This is a genomic window from Tellurirhabdus bombi (assembly GCF_021484805.1).
GTDB lineage: Bacteria > Bacteroidota > Bacteroidia > Cytophagales > Spirosomataceae > Tellurirhabdus > Tellurirhabdus bombi.
Genome location: NZ_CP090557.1, coordinates 3,815,483 through 3,834,092, shown reverse-complemented (window position 1 = coordinate 3,834,092; position 18,610 = coordinate 3,815,483). Strand labels below are relative to the sequence as shown.

At 48.8% G+C, this 18,610-nt stretch carries 12 protein-coding genes and 1 pseudogene; 1 reads left to right on the top strand and 12 read right to left on the bottom strand.

Annotated elements, in window-relative coordinates; all coding sequences use genetic code 11:
- Window positions 1–149 precede the first annotated feature (149 nt).
- The 12 genes and pseudogenes from L0Y31_RS16245 to rpe form a co-directional block, all read right to left on the bottom strand.
- On the bottom strand, window positions 150–923 hold the full coding sequence (locus L0Y31_RS16245; protein ID WP_234734133.1) for a glycosyltransferase family 2 protein: 774 nt from the start codon (window positions 921–923) through the stop codon (window positions 150–152).
- Window positions 924–1,405: 482 nt separating this feature from the next.
- Window positions 1,406–2,533, bottom strand: a complete 1,128-nt coding sequence (locus L0Y31_RS16240) for an acyltransferase family protein (protein WP_234734132.1) — start codon at window positions 2,531–2,533, stop codon at window positions 1,406–1,408.
- Between the two features lie 5 nt (window positions 2,534–2,538).
- On the bottom strand, window positions 2,539–4,221 hold the full coding sequence (locus L0Y31_RS16235) for a hypothetical protein (protein ID WP_234734131.1): 1,683 nt from the start codon (window positions 4,219–4,221) through the stop codon (window positions 2,539–2,541).
- A gap of 3 nt (window positions 4,222–4,224) precedes the next feature.
- A complete protein-coding gene (locus L0Y31_RS16230) occupies window positions 4,225–5,946 on the bottom strand; it encodes a hypothetical protein (RefSeq protein WP_234734130.1) in 1,722 nt (573 codons plus the stop codon).
- A gap of 23 nt (window positions 5,947–5,969) precedes the next feature.
- Complete coding sequence (locus L0Y31_RS16225) at window positions 5,970–6,884, bottom strand: transketolase family protein (RefSeq protein WP_234734129.1); 915 nt, start codon at window positions 6,882–6,884, stop codon at window positions 5,970–5,972.
- Window positions 6,885–6,890: 6 nt separating this feature from the next.
- The gene (locus L0Y31_RS16220) at window positions 6,891–7,313 is read right to left on the bottom strand and encodes a hypothetical protein (protein WP_234734128.1); all 423 of its coding nucleotides are present in this window, start codon (window positions 7,311–7,313) and stop codon (window positions 6,891–6,893) included.
- On the bottom strand, window positions 7,313–9,313 hold the full coding sequence (locus L0Y31_RS16215) for an NAD-dependent epimerase/dehydratase family protein (RefSeq protein WP_234734127.1): 2,001 nt from the start codon (window positions 9,311–9,313) through the stop codon (window positions 7,313–7,315). Before L0Y31_RS16215 ends, L0Y31_RS16220 begins: the two co-directional genes overlap by 1 nt.
- Window positions 9,300–10,136 (bottom strand): annotated as a pseudogene (locus L0Y31_RS16210) (transketolase); the annotation flags it as partial. The pseudogene L0Y31_RS16210 and the gene L0Y31_RS16215, both read right to left, overlap by 14 nt.
- Window positions 10,137–10,199: 63 nt before the next feature.
- Window positions 10,200–11,966, bottom strand: a complete 1,767-nt coding sequence (locus tag L0Y31_RS16205) for a glycosyltransferase family 39 protein (protein WP_234734125.1) — start codon at window positions 11,964–11,966, stop codon at window positions 10,200–10,202.
- A gap of 61 nt (window positions 11,967–12,027) precedes the next feature.
- Window positions 12,028–14,061, bottom strand: coding sequence for an OmpA family protein (locus tag L0Y31_RS16200; RefSeq protein WP_234734124.1), 2,034 nt, complete (start codon window positions 14,059–14,061; stop codon window positions 12,028–12,030).
- 150 nt (window positions 14,062–14,211) lie between these two features.
- Window positions 14,212–15,630: an alpha-amylase family glycosyl hydrolase gene (locus L0Y31_RS16195; protein ID WP_234734123.1), complete on the bottom strand. Its 1,419-nt coding sequence runs from the start codon at window positions 15,628–15,630 to the stop codon at window positions 14,212–14,214.
- A 21-nt stretch (window positions 15,631–15,651) separates the two neighbouring features.
- Entirely contained in the window at window positions 15,652–16,323 is a 672-nt protein-coding gene (rpe, locus tag L0Y31_RS16190) for a ribulose-phosphate 3-epimerase (RefSeq protein WP_234734122.1), read from the bottom strand.
- A gap of 235 nt (window positions 16,324–16,558) precedes the next feature.
- Between rpe and ligA the strand changes: the two genes are divergently transcribed.
- Window positions 16,559–18,604 carry an NAD-dependent DNA ligase LigA gene (ligA, locus tag L0Y31_RS16185; RefSeq protein WP_234734121.1) on the top strand — a complete coding sequence of 682 codons (2,046 nt, stop codon included), beginning with the start codon at window positions 16,559–16,561 and terminating at the stop codon, window positions 18,602–18,604.
- Window positions 18,605–18,610: the final 6 nt, after the last annotated feature.

Below are 18,610 nucleotides of genomic sequence, written 5' to 3'. Positions count from 1 at the left end.
AAATACGCTTTTGAGTCATCTATCCGATTCTTTACGCTAAAATAAAAATAGGAACGCTGATTCAAGGGGTTGAGCAAAGTTAAACAGACTGTTTTTCGAAAGAGCTGTTTACACTTATTCAATCCATTGAACCAGCGTTCCCATTCAACTTATGCCCGGACCGGTTCCTGTGCTTCCGCTTTTTGGATCGCCTTGACTTTTTTAGGAAGGTCCATGCGGAACTGAGCCAGCTCCTGGAAGCTTTGGAAACAGACTTTTAACAGTTTCCATTTAAGAATGGACACCGTGCCTGTCTGCCGCTCTTTATGAACGATTGGAAGATCAAATGTTTTTTGTCCTGATTTTTTAGCCATTACCGCTAGAAAAATATTCGGCGCAAACGGCGTAGGCGTTGGCAACTGATCCAGCAACGCTTTTAGATAAGAGCCTTTGATTAACCGGAATGGAATATTACTATCCTTAATATATGTGCCGTAGATCAGGAAAAGACTAGCGCGTAAGATCCGGGTAATGATCAGACGGGCTAACGCATCATAGCGTTCTTCCCGATAGCCCAGGATGAACTTTGATTGACGACGCTTTTCCCAGAGCTTGGCAAAATCCTCGGTGATGAACTGATCATCACTATCTGTTTGAAAGACATATTCAGAATCCAGGGCGACAGCCTGGCGATAGCCGTTTACAACCGCGTTGCCATGTCCACCATTTGGTTGGTGAACAACGACTAATTTATTTGGATAAAGAGGCGTTAACGTATCGAGAATGGCTCCTGTCCGGTCTTTAGAACCATCGTTGATGACAATCAAACGGGTGTTTTGGCCCGGAAATTGGCTGTTCAGAAAGTCGATCCAATTACGTACAACAAGGTCAATACAATCTTCCTCGTTGTAAGCTGGCATAACAATCGACAAAGTTAAACTCATGGTATGGAAGCAATAATGTGGCTACGTAGCGGGAATAATTGGTTGAGGATGCCGGTACGTTAGATAAATAGAATCCTACAAAGCAAAGATAAGGAAATAGTACTTTTTGTTTACTACACTGGCTCATCAATTATTCAATGGCACGGAATAGTAGTAAAAGCAAACTAATGGATGCAACGAATCAACGAAAGCTTTAGTAGAATCAACAGCTACTTAAAGCTTATATTTTGCGGTTGTGATAAACTATTTCATAGTCGTTAAAAAGAGAAGATTATTCTATTTATCCAATTCTTGTTTTTACTAACTCAGTAATTAACTGTTGATTGAGCATTGGCAATAATATAAAAAAAGAATGGAAAACCGTTCAGAACCTACTTTAACAGGGCTAGTTAATTCTTTATTATGTAAGGAAACAAGGAATACAGAACCAGCGCAACCAAGGCTAACTAAAGAAGCCTTTCCGGCCAGTGCTGTTCATGGCGTCAATAGGCAAAACGACTCTTTAAAGAATTAAACGGTTTCTCAATCAAAAACCAGGAAACGGTCGCAAGCGACACGGTAACTACGTAAAAATAAAGCAGTCGAGCGGGAGAGTCGGTTAAAAACGGTGTCCACTCAGTCAGGCGATTCCAAATGCGTAGCGTAATGGCATTTGGCGGCGTGTGGTAGGCGTTAAAGACCAGATTGTGAAAGAGGTATAAACCGTAGCTAATCTGCCCAAGATACGTGCTGACCGAATGTTCGAGTATAGTTTTGAATACCCCCTTGAAGCCAATAACAGCTTTCCCAATTAAAAAGAAGCAGAAAAGCGAGGTAAAGAAACGGTCGAAGACATCCGTGAAAAGGTTGCGGCTGGGAGCCAGGCTTTTCATCATGTATAAGTCAAACGCGTACAGAGCCAGACTCGCCAGAAGCAGCCACGAAGAACTTACCCATTTGGTAAAGCGCTCGCGGTGAAAAATCATTCCATAGGCCAGCACGCTGCCCATGCCGAAGGCATCGAGGCAGGTTGGCATCATCACAAACTGAACCATCCAGGCAGCTCCCGTTGCGAACAGATAGACCCGAAGCAGCACAGAAATGCCAATCAGAAAAAAAAGGGAACGCAGCAGAAAGCGGTTGGGAATAAAAAAGACCAGAAACGGAAAAAAAAGATAGTACTGCTCCTCAACAGCCAACGACCAAAGGTGATCAACGGCACCGAACCAGGTATGGTGAATAGCTACCCAAATATTCTGCGTATAGGTTAAAAACCAGGGCAAGGTTGCCCGGATCGATGGAAAATTAATAAGGGCCAGCACCAGCAACATAATATAATAAACCGGAAAAATCCGGAGGCTGCGGCGGATGTAAAATTGCTTCAACGAGCGCGAATGAGTGCGCTCGAGCTGGTTATCCTGGGCTTTACTAATAATAAGTATTCTGGTAATCAGAAATCCACTAAGTACAAAAAAAAGATTGACCCCAAAGTAACCCAGTGGCAGTTGGACACGCTCGCCAAGCCAGTGATCGATCATGACGAGAGTGACGGCTATGAAGCGTAATCCATCAAGCTGAGCGAGATATCCCTTTTCTTTCTGTACGGTTTCGACCGTTGTTGGTACTGCCATTGTTATTAAAAAGTCGAGGTGTGATGAATCTGTACAGACGTCATCTTCAAATATACTTCCTTATTTTGGTTGGTAAGAATGCCCAGTCGGTAGTTGCCCGTCTTCAAGCCCTCTTTGGGTATCTGTGCCTGAAACACCTTGCTAAAATAGCCGCCCGTGTTGGCCGCAGACAGGCTGTCGGGCACCGAGTAGGGGCGCAAGGGTCGGGCGGCAAAAACATAACTGCTGTCCCGACCTACCAAAACCACGTAAGAACCTTCATCGGGATGGGCTAAATCAGGGTTGATCGCCGGTTGTTTCGTGAGGTTGTAAAAGTAAGTGTCTTTCTTTAACCCAGCTATAGAGCCAGTTGTATCGCTCACTGCTTGATTGGGTCGAATCAGGCTAGGGTCAAAAGGAAGCGATTGCGCCGTCTGAAAGATAGTTTTAATTTGGTTCTGGTAAGCGGCCGGAGCCTGGTTCAACCAGGTAATATAAGACGCAATTATTTTTCGGCGTTGGTTGATAATTCCCTCCAGACATTGGTAACTGGCAAATAAACTAACCGGCACGCTCACCGACAAGATGACAATCCAGTAGCGAAACAGATGACTGTTGGAACGGTTAATCCAAAGAAAATAAAGGTAGCATAGGGACAGAAAAAGCGGAGAATAAATTTTGTAGCGTCCCTGAAGCATGTAATCGGCACCTCCAAAGCCAAGCCGGGCATACACGGTCATGGCGGCCGTTCCCAGCAAAAAAAGAATTCCACCCCCAAAAAAACTAGTCCAGAACAGGTCTGTTTTGGTTTTGACTTGACGGGTAAAAAAGCGCTTCACGATAAAAAGCTGGACGAGGTGATACGCCGCGAAGCTGATAATCAAGACCCCAAGTAGTACCGTTAACCAGATCTGGCTTTCGTAGCCGATGGCGTAGGGCTTGCTATAGGGATAGGTATCGACAAAAGAGCCGGCAAAAACAAACAACGCTTTCAGCCATTCATCGAAGCCATATTTAAATGGAGATGGGAAAAAGCCAACCCGGTAATAACCATAGAAATAACCACTAATGGCCAAAGCACCAACGATTAGCCAAAGAATGGCCTGCCGAATACGAGCGGTCCAGAGAAGAACGATGGCCCCCGCAACAAATACCAAAAAGCCGTTTCCGCTGGTAAACGAAGCGAGGAGAGCCAGGAACAAAGCGGCGATAAAAGCAGGTCTGGTCGTACGGGCGAGGCCGTAAAAAGCACCCAGCGCGAAAACCAGCACGTAAAAATTCTGGATTGACGCCATCGCCCAGAGCAGATTTTCGTGGGACTGAAGCGTAAAAAGCCAGTAGCAAACCGGAATAAAATAATACAGGGGCAGGCTAAGGCGGCGGAAAGCCAGGTAAAAAAGAAGCCCAATAAGCGGTAAGCCACTGACTCCCAGTAGCGTTAATCCGTAATAGTTAAGTTGGCCGGTCAGTTTGTAGTAGATGAAAAAAAGACTGCGTGTCCAGACAATGCGGTGCTCCCAATGTTGATCAAATAACCGGCCTAGTTTGTGCCAGAGTCCACCCGTATCCGATTTTACCGCCAGCAAATGTTCCTGAACCATGTAATCGTCCCAGTAAGGTAGGTTGATCCCGTAAAACAGAACCACCGTGCTAACAAGTCCGATAGGGAGTAAAAGAAAAAACCAGGTTGTGATTGTTCGGATGGGCATGGTTTACCAGTTTTTCTGGAACACGGGGGCCGCCTGACGGGCAATATTCATTTGCTGGCCTGTTGAAAATAACTGGCAATCCGAGCCTTTGTTGACTTGCAGAAGCTGGACAGTATAAACACCATTTTCCAGCTCAGCTTCCTCAATTTGGGCCGTAAAGCCTGGACCTAGCACACGCTCGGATTCAAGCAGCGCCCGGCGACTATTGGTTTGCGTTTGCCGGGTTGGAAACAGATAAACCCGCTTGGCGGAACGCGCCACTAGGTAAGCCCCTTCGTCCTGCAAACCCAAAACGGGAAAGGAAGTGGAGCGAAACGTATAAGCCGCCCCCGTTTGATAGACAGTATCCAGATGCGTAACTGGCGTATGAGAAACAGCCCCAAATAGAGTAGGTAAACAACGGTCGTAAAAGGCCGGCTGGTTGTCAAGGAGGCTCTGGGTAACGGCATCAATGGTCGACTCCGGCTTGTTCTGGGTATAAGTCCAGTTAAACTGATACGTAACCAGAATTTTACGCAGCATAATGGTATCACCCAGGTAATAGGTATAGGACAAAGCTGCCAGAACAAAGCTAAAAAAGGTGGCACCCAACGCCAGGAACGTGCGCTGACGTGCGCGAATCAAGGTAATGCCGTAACAGATGGTCAGGCCAAAAAGCAACAGCGAATAGATTTTATAGCGGCTGGTCAGCAGGGTTTCCAGACCAAATCCCGCCCGCGAATGCGTAACAATAACGCCGGTACCAAGCAAAAAGGCAGCGCCACCCAAATAGAATAAATCCCAGGCGCTAAGCGTCTGGCCTTTCAGATAAGTCCACAAGCGGTAGAGGCACAAAGCAAGGGTAACTAGCGTAATCAAAACGCCGATTGGGTAATAAGAGGCAAATGGATGAATCGTTGCGAAAGCTTCCGCGCCCGCGCCATTGAATGCCAGCCATCCTTTGAAAAGGGCGAGAAAAGAAACTTTAACGGGTGGATTTCCGGGAGGTGTCTGGTAGTTGATAAAATAGATTCGAATAGCCAGAACCATTGCCAGCAGCCAGCGCATCGTACCTCCAAAATTCTGCCGAAGCAGCAGCAAAGCCAACCCAATCGGCCAGACGACCAGTCCGTTTCCACTCGTGAGGGTGGCAGCAATAGCGAGTGCAAAAGCCAGCCAGCCAAGCTGCGGCCGGAAAGATAGCACATATAACGTGGCGAAAATGAGGAGGATAACCGTAAAATTCTGCAAGGCTGCCATGCCCCAATACATGTTTTCCCACTGCGCCAGATTGAACAGGAGCAGCGCGACCGGCAAGGCCATCCACAAAGGAACCTGGGCCCGACGGAGCGCTTTCGCAAAAAGAGCCAGTAATCCAATCAGGCTAAGGTTACCAATAACCATCAAATGGATGTAATTCAGTTTGCCGAAAATCAAATAATCGATCCCACTAACCAGGCGGTCATACACAATGCGGTGTTCATTGTGCTGCTTGAAAAGCTGATAAAATCGCTCAGTCCAGGTATTTGCCTCCCGAAAATTAAGGAGGAAAAACTTGAGAACGTGATCATCCCACTTCGGAATATTGACGGCATACCGGAAAAGAAACCAGCCATAAACCGCAATCGGCACGACAAGAAGTAGCGCTGCCAGCCCGGTCAGTAAAGACGCAGGTTGTGGTGAACGGCCAGCTGATTTATCAAGGTCACTCTCCGCCAATGATTTAGGATTAATGGAACGCTGCATTAGGTGCAAAACAGAACGATTGGCTAAGCTAAAAACGAACGCAATTTTTCCTGGATATTGGCCGTATCCAACCCGGATTGCTTCTGGTGATAAGACTGGTCGCCGTAGAGGCTCTCCGGATAACCCTGCGCCGAAAGACTGACAAACTGTTTGAAAGCCAGCCCGTTTTCCAGAAGTTTAACGGATAGCTGCTGCGCCAGACCACCGATACTGACGTGCTCTTCGACAACAAGCAGGTTCTGCGCATTTCCCCAGCGCTGCGCCAGTTCTGTTGGCAGGTCCATGGGTAAATTCATGGCCGTATAAACCTCAAATTGATTGTCCAGCGTGTCGGACGTTTGCAGCGCTTTCAGGACGTTGGCCGCCACGGGTCCCAAGGCAACAACAGTTCCTTTGGGATCGTCGCTACCCATCACGCGTTTGAAAGTGCCCATCGTTTCGCTGCCTTCGGGCGTTTTCGGGCCAGCTCCCAACCGTAGATATGCCGGTTTCGCCTCGGTAACAATTGCATTAACGACACCATCGACCTCATCGGCAAAGGCTGGAATCCAGGTTTTGACGTTTTGTAAGCCACTTAAACACGCCAGGTCTTCAATTGCGTGGTGGGTAGATCCCATGATCCCGTAGCCGTAGCCGCCGCCATTTCCAACCAGAAAAACCGGCAGGTTGTGCAGGCAAACATCATTCCGAAACTGCTCCAGGCAGCGGTAGACCGCGAAGGGAGCAATGCTGTAACAGAAGACTTTATAGCCTTTGTAGGCCATTCCCGCTGCAACGCCAACCATGTTTTGTTCGGCTACACCGGCATTGATGAAACGGGGTCCTAAAAGCTCACGGACGTTTTCGAGGGCGTTGTACCCCAGATCACCAGTGATGAAAATTATTTTATCGTCTTCCTGGGCAATACGCTCGATTGCCGCTGAAAATTCCTTTCTCATTTTACCTTATTTAATCAAAATGGTATCTTTCTGAACAATGAGCGCGTGTTGAAACTCAAGAAATGCGCCGTTGGTCAGATAGCCAAATTTTGTACTGTACTTTTTACCGTTGCTGTCCAGAGCAGAAAACTCAAAAGACCCATCTGTACCCTGAATGTTCTTTTCATACAGCGTACCCTTCTGCCGCACTCCGGGAGCTAGGTCGCCCAGCACGGTAGAATCGGTATGGGCCACCACGTAATTCGTTGTGTTTGGCCTTTTTACCGATTGAACAACATAAATCGTTACATTCGATAACGTTCCACCCGTCTGGTTATCAACGTGAATCTCAACCGAATCGCGTTTTCGATCCTTTAAAAGATCAAGTGTTCCACAGCCGGTTACCAGCATGGATAGACAAAAACAACCTATTTGGGTACGTTTTGTCATTATTTGCTTTTTCTAGCCTCGGAAAACGTCCGGATTTCGGAAGCCGTTTTATAGAGGCGATCTCCTTTGCGTACCTTCGTCCGAATGAATTTGGGTCGCTTTTTCGTTTCTTCAAAAATCTTACTGACGTATTCGCCCAGAAAAGAAATGCCCAGCAGGTTGATCCCGCCGAAAAACATGACCAAAACAATTACCGTCGAAAGACCATACGGTGTATTGGGGTCGAAATTGAAAATCCGGGCGATGATTTGCCACAAAATTCCCAAGACCGATAAGCCAGTCAGGACAAAACCCGCGTAAGACATTAACTCAAGCGGGGCAAAGCTGAACGAGAAAATAGCCTTCTTCGCCCACCAGATATTTTTGGTCCAGTTGTTGGTCGAAACGCCGAACATCCGCTCGGGTCGTACATAATCGACTCCGGTTTGTTTGAAACCAACCCAGGCCCGCAATCCGCGCAGGAACTGTTCTGTTTCGGGCAGCGAAACGAGTTCCCGAACGACTTTCCGGTCAATCAGGGAGAAATCGCCCGCATCAACTGGAATGTTGATATAGGACATTTTCCGGAACAGACGGTAAAAGGTCCGGTAGAAAAAATGAACGTGCGGGGCCATCTCGCGCTGAACACGAACGCCGTACGTAACATCGTAACCCTGCTGCCATTTCTCGAAAAACTGCGGAATGATTTCGGGTGGATCCTGCAAATCGCCATCCATCAGTACTACGGCATCGCCGGTTGAAATTTCCATTCCGCTCAGGAAAGCCGATTGCGAACCGAAATTGCGCGAGTGCGTGATGGCAATCACATTCGGGTCTTTCTCGCAGATGGGTTGCAGGACTTCTTCGGTGTTATCGGGAGAACTGTCGTTGACAAAAATAATCTCGTACCGCACCTTCATTTCGTTGAAGGTCTTCACCAGCCGGTCGTACATGAACGGGATTGCCTGGGCATCTTTGTAGCACGCAATGATGGCCGTAATGACTGGATTAAGCGTTGGCGTTGCGAAAGCGGGCAAAATCCGGCCCTGGTAGTCGTGCTGAATTTGCCAGTTTGCCGTTTGGCGTAGACCACTCGGCAGAGAAGTGTGGGCTTTCCAGCCGAGATCGGTTTCGGCAGCGGTAGGGTCGCCATACCAATCGGACAAGTCCCACTGCCGATTGCCCATGCTGCCCCAAACCGGCTTTTGGGGAATATTAAATTCTTCGATGGCTACGTCAACCAGTTCGCGCATGGTCGTTTTCTGGCCCGTAGCAATGTTATAAGACCGGCCCCGAATGGTCTTGTCTACTTTTAGCGCTGCCTGAACAAAGGCTTCCACGCAGTCGTCGATGTACACAAAATCGCGGCTAATATCGGGCGAGACCAGCGGTGGGAGCGAGCCTTTGCGGGTTTCTTCCACCAAACGGGGAATAAGCCGGTCGGGTTCTTCCCAACCTCCATAAATGGAATAAAGGCGTAAGTTGAGTGTATTCAGGTTGTGAACGCGCGCGTAAAATTCCAGGATATAAGCACCCGAAACTTTGGAAACGGCGTAGTGGCTATTCGGCTCGACACGGTCAGTTTCCTTCGGAGCGGTGCAGTTAAAACCGTATTCCGAGCTGCTTCCGGCGTGAATATAGACGGTTTCGGAGGTGCAGGTTTCCAGAATATTTACCGTACCCGTTACGTTGGTGTCGTAGGTCAGGTTGACGTTTTTCTGTTTACTATACGCTCCGTAAGCGGCCAGATTAAAGATTGTTTTGGGCTTATAGTGGTCGAACGTTTCCCGAACCGAGTTGAGGGACGTAATATCGCAGTGAATTACATTTTCGGCGGGTACATCCAGCAGCTTCAACCGCCAGGCTTTGGTAGCGTCGTGCGTCAGGGCATAACAATCCTTGCGAACTTTGAAAATCTGATCGAATAAATTAGCGCCGATGAAGCCACTGGCTCCAAATACAAAAATGGGGCCTTTTAGTTGAAGAATTTTGTCGGTAACGGTGGGATTATGCGGAAACATTCGTGGATTGGGGTGTTAAATACCGGTCTTGTACTTCGGTACGGGCTTGTTCATACTGTTCAGCTGTCATGGGCAGGTAATGCCACTCGAGCCGATCTTCCATGTATGAGACACCTTTCCCTTTGACCGTATGCGCAATGATGAGTTTGGGCCGTCCATCGGGACGCTGCCGCAGGTAATCGATTTGGGTCAGTAACGCCTCAACATTATGCCCATCAACCTCAACGGTGTCGAAGCCAATGGCTTCCCATTTTTCCACCGAGGCCGTATCGCCCAGCACATTTGTGGTGTTGCCGAAGCCTTGTAAGCCATTCTTGTCGATCAGGACAATCAGGTTGTCGAGTCCCTGCTGTAGGGCATAATGCGCAGCCTCCCAGGTGGTTCCTTCGTTGGTCTCCCCATCCGAAAGCAGGGCGAAAACGGTATGGTTGGTTCCCTGTAATTTGTTGGCGTGGGCAATTCCGGCGGCAATGGGCAATCCATGACCCAGGGAGCCCGTAGCAAACGGAATGCCTTTGTGCCGATTTGGAGCCGGGTGAGCCGGTAAAGTCGTGCCGTTTTTGTAATAGGTGTCCATCACCTCATCCGAAATCTCACCCAGATGATTCAGGCAGACATACAAAGCGGCGGCGGCGTGCCCTTTGGATAATATGAACGTATCGTCTTCCTGCTTGCGTAAAATCAGGGTGGCAATCATTAAATCAAGGCAACTGAGCGAACAGCCAATGTGTCCGGCATTGGCCATGTGGTACATATCCAGTACCTTCAGCCGTAATTGCCCGCTCAGAACAGATGTGTCTATAGTCGTCATAGTGTGTAAGTTGGCATGTGCAGAGAATAGTCAGGATTAACTTTATTGTCTGCCTGCTGCCAACCGATTACGGGGTTAATAGCGATACTTCGACCCTTCGAAGTCAAAGATAGTAATTTTCTGACCGGTCTTCCCTTTGAGCAGAACGATCTTGTCCCGCTCGGTTGAATCAATGCGCTGGTAATAGTCGGCTTCTTTGGGTAGGTAAATATTAACCAGTTGAGCGTCAATGACCGAAACAGGTAAGCCATTTTTATCGATATCCGTATATTCCTTTCGTCTTAAAGAAGGATACAAAACCGTATCACCGGGTTGATATTGGGCTTTAATTTTATTGGCGGCCGTGAGCATGGGGTTAGCAATGCGTGGATTACCGAAATACGTATACTTCGGGTCGGAGTCCTGATAAATACGAACCAACAGCATACCGATGAAAACAACCTGCACGGCGATGGCTGCACCCAGGGGCCAGCTAAACCACTGGCGTAATGAAGCCAGCTTGCGGAAGGTCATGGCTACCAGGATAGTCGCATACGGAAACGAAAAGCCTGAGTAACGCTGGGTAATGCCGTAGGTATGTCCGGAGCGGAAAGCCATCAGGAGCAAAAACAAGGTAGGCACCAGCGATAAAACAACGAGGAACACAATCAACGGACGCGTTTGTCGGTTGGTATCTTCCAGAATGGTTGTGAGCAGTAAGTAATATAAAGGCAAAGCCGCTGATAATACAAAAAAATGGATCGGGTTAATCGTATAGAAAGGAAGCCCAACTACCAGCAACAGCGGAAAAGCCACCTTAACCCAAACGGGCGGATTGGCCTTTTTCCGGTAGAGGTGTAAGATGGCGGTAGCAGCAACGCCAAAACCAAGAGAAAGCGCAAAGTTTCGTAGGCCGCCTACTTTCGCTGCCAGCCCATTCGTGAAAAAGACCAGATCGCTCCAGATCGGTAAAGAGCGTTTCAAAACGTTAGAAACAGTAGCGGGCAGGATGATGCCGAAACCATTGTTGTAGGGATTGGTCAGCGCCAGATTGCGGTAGAACTTAGCCTGATAATCCAGCGTAAAGAACGTGTATTTACCGCCTCCGAAAATAAACCACGAAGAAACTACACCCAGCGCAACCACGGCTACAATAGACAGGTTGACCCAAATGCGGGTTTGACGGACATAGAGGAGCAGATAAATGCCGTGGCACATAAAGACCGTGACGGTCAGATAATGCGAGAGGACCGAGGCCGCAATGGTAAAGCAATAAGCGAAGTAGAGGCCAAGTTTGTTTTTAGGACGAGATTCTTTTTCAAGAATCAAGAGGAAAAGATGGGTAGCCAGGAGCGTCAGGAAAAACGTCATGGAGTAGTTCCGGGCCATGTGGCTATAGGAAACGAAAAAAGGCTCAATGGCTGCGATGGCGCTGGAAATCAGGGCCAGGCTTTCGGACTTAAAATGCCTTCGGACGAAAACGTACAGCAAAATAATCGTAAACGTGCTGAAAAGCACCGACGGAAATCGCATCGCCGTATCTTCCATGCCGAAGATTTCCATCCAGACCCAGAGAACACCGTAGTAGGCGGGGCTGTTGCCGATATCGCCCCGGATGTTTGCTTCAATAAAATCGGCAAACGTCTTGGGACTCCAGAAGTCTTTAGGGGAAAAATAAGGCTTTGAAAATACATCGTGCTGATTGGCACCTTCAACGCAAACGCCCTGGCTGATTAACAGCGTTGATTTTTCGTCAAAATAAATACCATACGTTCCTACGCGGTAAAGGCGTAAAACAAAAGCTAACAGGACGATTCCACCCAGAATGAGTAAGCTACGGGAATTTTTTGTTGGTAAGGACATTCAATCAGCCAAAGAGGAGGCTATTCGGTTCGGGGCGTAAATTTACACGAATTCGGCTTTGTTAGAGCTTTAGAATCGTAAATTCTACTCTCCGGTTCAGGCGGCGTTTTTCTTCGGTGGAATTGCTGGCAATGGGTTTGCTTGGTCCCCAGGCCTTTGTTTGAACCCGATTTTGGGCTACACCGTGCTCAATCAGGTAGCTTTTAACCGCTTGAACCCGGTCTTCCGACAGTTTCAAATTCAAATTCCAGTCCCCCTGGTTATCCGTATGCCCTTCGACCAAAATCGCCATTTGCGGATACTGCTTCAAAGTTTCTACTAAACGGTCAAGTTCTTCCTCGGAACCTTTGATCAGTTCGGCTTTACTTTGTACAAAAAGAACCTCCTGCAAAACCATTTTCTGACCCGCCTTGATGGGTGTTAGGTATATGCTTTTCTTAATGTCCCGGAAGCGTTTTTCCCGCGACAGGTCGATTACTTCCGTAGTGGGAAAATACCCTTCTTGGCTGGCCGTAAGTTGATACGATTTTTGAACGGGAAGAATAAATTTAAAGTCGCCGGTTTCGGGTTCGTAGTTGACCGTGGTGGTTTCTTTATCTTCCTCAGCCGCCTTACCTACGGCTACCAGCTTGGCAGAAATAGGCTTTCTGGTTAAGGCATCGTAGACCTGACCGGATAAAATGGCAACGGGGTCGGGCTTAACGGTGGGAGGGAGTTTCAGGCGAAAAATATCTTCTTCGCCCACAGAGTTTTGGTTGCTGCTCAGATACGCAAAATCACCGGAAGCCGGAATGGTGAAATAACCGTCCCAGCCCGACGTGTTGATGGAAGGCCCCAAGTTCTCAGGTTCCGACCACTTAGTCCAGGTCTCGTCCAGCCGTCGGCTGACAAAAATATCGCCTTTACCATACTGCGGGCGACCTGCCGAGGTGAAATACAGTGATTTGCGGTCGGCAGCGATGAATGGGGCGGCCTCCAGTTCGGCGGTATTGATTACCGGCCCCATGTGTTTGGGAACGCTGTAGGTGCCGTCTGCCTGGCGGAAAGAAACGTATAAATCTTTGTCGCCAATCGAATCACGTCTGCGTACCGAAAGGATAATTACTCGCTCGTCGGGGGCAATGGCGTATTCAGTAAACAGTACTTTATCGTCTTGATTCTTAGGAAGATAATGGTTGTCTTTGATCTTGCATTCTACGGGGAAAGACCAGCCTGATTTTCCTCTGGTTGATTTTGAAAGCCCAAACCGAACGGAGCCGTCGGGACTGTAGACGTTCAGGATATAAATGGTTTTGCCATCCAGTGAGATTCCGCAAATCGCATCGTCATTCACCGTATTAATCGGTGGACCAATGTTTTCCGAAGGACCCCAGTTATTGGTGGCGTCGAGGCGGGAAAACCAAATGTCCTGGTGTTCCGGGTCGCCAATGTTTTTGGGGTGCAGCCCCCGGGTAAAATACAGGGTTTTGCCGTCGGGAGAAATAACGGGAGCGACCTCCTGGGCTTTGGTGTTGATCTGGGCACCCAGGCTTTCTTTAACAATTTCTTTGGGAACTTCTTTCGACACGTTGATGCCAATGCTAATGGGTTCCTTGGTCGAGGAGATGCCAATGGCGTCAATTTGATTCAGGCCTTTTACCAAGGCGGGTCGCATGACTACTTTAACGGTGTTGGCAGTTAGGTTGTTTGTCGTCGGAAAGATAAGCAGCGGATTTGAGCCAGCATTGGCCTGGGGCTTATACACCGATGTTTCCTTACCCTGCTGGTCAATGACCAGAACATTGATGATTGCACCGGGGTTACCGCTTTCAAAAATAGCAATCTGCTGAATGGGAATGGCTTTATCAAACCGCACGGTGATCCACTCATCACTTGGCCCGTCAGCATACAGAGGCGACCAGGCGCAGGGATTTTCGACGGATTCGGGCAAGCTGCTGGGCTTACCCAATATCTGATTGGCGTGGTATTGTTGCGAATACGTCTCGCCCCGGCCTTCCGACGAAAAGCCAACCACTTGATTAGCCCATAAGACGGTTTGACTTTGCGCGGGTAAGTAAAGACTTATAGCCAGGAAAATAAGCAGAATGTAACGCATCGTGCTTACCGGTGGTTGGTTCAAGATTGAAAGAAGGTGTCGTACGAAAGACTAACGAATAAACTACGAATAAATTAAAAACTGAACAATGAATAATTATTGATGAATCAACAAAAATGTGTTCATCAACAACTGCTCATTTTTCAAATTCTAATTCGTATAAACTTTGTATTCCCAGGGTTTGAGCGTAAACGTAAGGGCGTTTCTTAGCTCAACGGACTGGCGACTAAATACTTCGGTGTACATGCCTTCGAAGCCATCACCTGAAAGCTGGATGGTCTGAGGCTCCGGGCTGAGGTTGACAATCACAGCCACGTGGTCGCCATCTTTCTGACGGTGAAAGGCGTACACTTTCTCGTCGCGTCCAGTCGGAATTTTAACCAGTGGTCCGCCATGCAGGCCGTTCCAGAGCGCCTTGTTGCGGTGCTTAAGGGTTAAGAGTGATTTGTAAAACTCCTGTTTGCTGTAATTACCCCAGAAAATAGGATCCTTTTCGTGCATTTTCAGGCGTTTGCTCAGGTTGGCCTCCTGGCCGTTGTAGACCAGCGGCATCCCGTCAAAGGTGTAAGCCAGTACCGTAAAGGCGTCAGCCCCGTTGCCAAACAGTTCCGTTGCGGTGCCTGCCCAGCTGTTTTCATCCTGATTTTGAAGGAAAAAGACCTGATAGTACCATGGTGGAAAACGCTTCTGGTTGGCAGCCAGCAACGAGTCAATGGCCGTTGCATTCTGCGTGCCTTTATAGATGCCCTTTAGAAGCCAGTGCAGTGACCAGCCATAGTTGACGTTAAAGCCAAGCTTGAAGTGCGCCGGATCGTCTTCCGATTCAGCCAGCAGAAAAACCGTTTTAATGCTATCGAGCGCCGGACGAACATCGGCCCAAAACTCGTCGGGGACCAGGCTGGCTACTTCGCACCGAAATCCATCGACATCGCATTGCTGCACCCAAAACTTCATGGCATCCAGCATGGCGTGGCGCATGGCTTCGTTGTCGTAATTAAGGTCAGCAACGTCGTTCCAGCCTGCTGATTCGCCTTTTTCATTTAGAGGCGAAATAATGCGTCCGTTAACTTGTGTGTACCAGTCGGGGTGCTGCTTAACCCAGGGGTGATCCCAGCTCGTATGATTCGGAACCCAGTCCAGCAGAACACGCATGTCCAGATCGTGGGCGCGCTTGACCAGCGCCTTGAAATCCTCCATCGTCCCGTATTCGGGGTCAACGGCCTGATAATCTTTGACGGCATACGGATTGCCTAAGGTTCCTTTGCGCTTTTCGACACCAATCGGGTGAATGGGCATCAGCCAGAGAACATCAACTCCCATCTCTTTGAGGCGGGTTAATTGTTGCTCCAGCGCCTTAAATGTGCCTTCCGACGAGAATTGACGCAGGTTAACTTCGTAAATAGTTGCATTTTTGGCCCATGCAGGCGAGGCCGGTGGTTTCGACGCCAGGGAGTTTGCTGATCCGATGGGCTGGGTATTGGCAGTAGCGTTCTGAGTGGATGTGCGGTCGCAAGACATGGCACAACACAGCAATAAGCCACTCAGTAGGATACCAGGAAATTTCTTCATCCTTACTTTATAAAGGTTAAGTTAAGCTTCAGCACGCTGACCAACTTGTTTGAGTCGGATGATTGCGTCGGCTGGGTTTTCGGCCCGAAAGACCGAACTGCCCGCAACCAAAACGTGTGCTCCTGCTTCCACAAGAGCCGCTGCATTGCTTGTATCGATACCGCCGTCAACTTCGATCAAAGCAGCGCTGCCCGCTTCCTGGAGCATCTGCCGAAGCTGACGGGTTTTAGGTAATGTCTGTTCAATAAATTTCTGACCGCCAAAGCCGGGATTAACCGACATGAGCAAAATCATATCCAGATCATGCAGGACGTTTTCGAGCAGGCGAACCGATGTGTGCGGATTCAAGGCAACGCCCGCTTTGCAGCCCAAGTCTCTGATTTGTTGCAAAACCCGGTGCAGGTGCGTGCAGGCCTCCAAGTGAACGGTAATAGTCGTAGCGCCCGCTTTGGCGAAGGCTTCCACATACTGTTCCGGTTGCACAATCATCAGGTGGACATCGAGCGGCTTCTTGGCATGACGGTGAACCGCCTCGCAAACCGGAAGACCAAACGAAATATTAGGCACAAAAACGCCATCCATAATATCCACATGAATCCAGTCCGCTTCGCTGTTATTGAGCACTTCAATATCGCGTTGGAGGTTCGCAAAATCAGCGGCCAGAATGGAAGGAGCGATCAATGGGTAGGACATGAAACGGTTTTTGTAGTTAGTCCGAAATACAAGTTGTAATTATGGGGTCCAAAATTACGCTTATTGTCGAAACAATGCCTATGATGTGCAAAGAATCTCACAATATCTGAACAGGCGGGACTTAGATCTAAAGATATTCTGTGATTTTTGTACGTTAAAAATAGAATCCAGTTTTGCTGTTCATCACCAGTCCAGCGAGCAATAATTTATCTGTATAATACCTGTGTTAGAACCCATGAATCCACAAGCGCGAATAAAGGAACTGACTGATTTACTGAACCATTATAATTACCAATACTACCAAAATAGCGTTTCGGAAGTAGACGACTTTACGTTTGACCGAATGCTGGAGGAGCTGACCACTTTGGAGCAGCAATACCCGGCTGACCGACGCCCCGACAGCCCGACCCAGCGCGTGGGAGGAACCATTTCTAAAGAGTTTCCGACTGTTTATCACCGCTTTCCGATGCTTTCGTTGGGGAATACGTATTCGGAAGCCGATTTAATTGAATTTGACAATCGCGTTCGGAAAGGTCTGAATGGGGATACCTACGAATACATTTGTGAGCTGAAATTCGATGGCGTAGCCTTGAGCGTCACCTACGAAGACGGCGTGCTGGTACGGGGCGTGACGCGGGGCGATGGGGTGCGTGGTGATGACATTACCCCGAACATAAAAACCATTCGTACGCTGCCGCTTCGGGTCAAGGCCGACGGGTTACCGCCCGTTTTCGAGGTACGGGGTGAAGGGTTTTTACCGCTGGCGGAGTTTGAACGCATCAATAAGGAACGCGAGGATATTGGTGAACCACTGCTGGCCAACCCCCGTAACGCGGCCTCCGGGACCTTCAAAATGCAGGATTCAGCCGTGGTAGCCCAACGGCGTCTGGATTGTTTTCTTTATTCGTTTCTGTCCGAGCCGGAAGTCTTTCAAACCCACGAAGAAAGCTTGAATGTTCTCAAAAGCTGGGGCTTTAATGTGTCGCCTACCTGGCGGAAATGCGGCACCATCGAAGAGGTGATGGCGTACATTGCCGAATGGGATACCAGACGGTTTGAGCTTCCTTTGGGTACGGACGGCATTGTAATCAAAGTCAACCGGTATGACCAGCAGCGGGAACTAGGCTTTACGGCAAAAAGTCCGCGCTGGGCTATTGCCTATAAGTACAAAGCCCTGGCTGCTAGTACAACGCTGGATGGTATCCAGTACCAGGTGGGTCGAACCGGAGCGGTTACGCCGGTGGCCCTGCTGAAGCCGGTTTTGCTGGCGGGAACGGTTGTCAAGCGGGCGTCGCTGCATAATTCCAACGAAATCCAGCGCCTGGGCGTTATGCTGCACGATACGGTTTTTATCGAAAAAGGGGGCGAGATCATTCCTAAAATAACGAGCGTTGACGTTAGCAAACGAACGGCACTCTGCGAAGAAATCATTTACCCCACTGAATGCCCGGCCTGTAACACTCGTTTGTACCGCCGGGAAGGGGAAGCGCATTTTTACTGCCCCAACGAAAAATATTGCCCACCGCAGCAACAGGCTCGTTTCGAGCATTTTATTCAGCGTCGCGCCATGAACATCGAGAGTCTTGGCGAAGGTAAAATCGAGTTGCTGATCGATAAAGGTCTGGTGCAGAGTCCGGCGGATTTTTATGAACTAACGAGCGAAAAGCTGCTGGGTCTGGAAAAAACCTACGAAGACCTTGAGAGTGGCAAAAAGCGAGTGGTGAGCTTTCGGCAGAAAACGGTAGAAAATATCCTGAACGCCATCGAGCGTTCCAAAGCGCAGCCGTTTGCCAATGTGCTGTTTGCGCTGGGAATCCGGTATGTGGGCTTGACAACGGCGGAAAAACTGGTCGATTTTTTCGGGAGTATTGATGCCCTAGCGGCGGCTCCGCTGGAAAGCCTGACGAGTGCTCCCGAAGTGGGACCGCGCATTGCCCAAAGCGTTGTCGAATGGTTTTCGGATACGGACAACCGGGTGTATATCGAACGATTGCGGTTGGCGGGTTTGCACATGGAAGCCGAACGGAAAATCGTTGAGCGGGAAGGCAGCGCTCTGGAAGGAAAAACCGTGCTGTATACGGGCACCTTCGCCAACTTCAGCCGGGAAGAACTGGAGGCGAAAATTGCCGCCAACGGGGGAAAACTGTTAAGTGGCGTTTCCAAAAAGCTAAACTACCTGATTGTCGGCGAAAGTCCGGGACCGTCGAAAGTAAACAAGGCCACACAACTGAACGTGCCTATGATTTCGGAAGAAGAGTTTATGCGCCTGATCGCTGGCTAAGCAACG

Excerpts from the sequence above, each read along its gene's own strand:
- L0Y31_RS16245 (WP_234734133.1), bottom strand. The coding sequence starts at position 923 with ATGAGTTTAACTTTGTCGATTGTTATGCCAGCTTACAACGAGGAAGAT.
- L0Y31_RS16240 (WP_234734132.1), bottom strand. The coding sequence starts at position 2,533 with ATGGCAGTACCAACAACGGTCGAAACCGTACAGAAAGAAAAGGGATAT.
- L0Y31_RS16235 (WP_234734131.1), bottom strand. The coding sequence starts at position 4,221 with ATGCCCATCCGAACAATCACAACCTGGTTTTTTCTTTTACTCCCTATC.
- L0Y31_RS16230 (WP_234734130.1), bottom strand. The coding sequence starts at position 5,946 with ATGCAGCGTTCCATTAATCCTAAATCATTGGCGGAGAGTGACCTTGAT.
- L0Y31_RS16225 (WP_234734129.1), bottom strand. The coding sequence starts at position 6,884 with ATGAGAAAGGAATTTTCAGCGGCAATCGAGCGTATTGCCCAGGAAGAC.
- L0Y31_RS16220 (WP_234734128.1), bottom strand. The coding sequence starts at position 7,313 with ATGACAAAACGTACCCAAATAGGTTGTTTTTGTCTATCCATGCTGGTA.
- L0Y31_RS16215 (WP_234734127.1), bottom strand. The coding sequence starts at position 9,313 with ATGTTTCCGCATAATCCCACCGTTACCGACAAAATTCTTCAACTAAAA.
- L0Y31_RS16205 (WP_234734125.1), bottom strand. The coding sequence starts at position 11,966 with ATGTCCTTACCAACAAAAAATTCCCGTAGCTTACTCATTCTGGGTGGA.
- L0Y31_RS16200 (WP_234734124.1), bottom strand. The coding sequence starts at position 14,061 with ATGCGTTACATTCTGCTTATTTTCCTGGCTATAAGTCTTTACTTACCC.
- L0Y31_RS16195 (WP_234734123.1), bottom strand. The coding sequence starts at position 15,630 with ATGAAGAAATTTCCTGGTATCCTACTGAGTGGCTTATTGCTGTGTTGT.
- rpe (WP_234734122.1), bottom strand. The coding sequence starts at position 16,323 with ATGTCCTACCCATTGATCGCTCCTTCCATTCTGGCCGCTGATTTTGCG.
- ligA (WP_234734121.1), top strand. The coding sequence starts at position 16,559 with ATGAATCCACAAGCGCGAATAAAGGAACTGACTGATTTACTGAACCAT.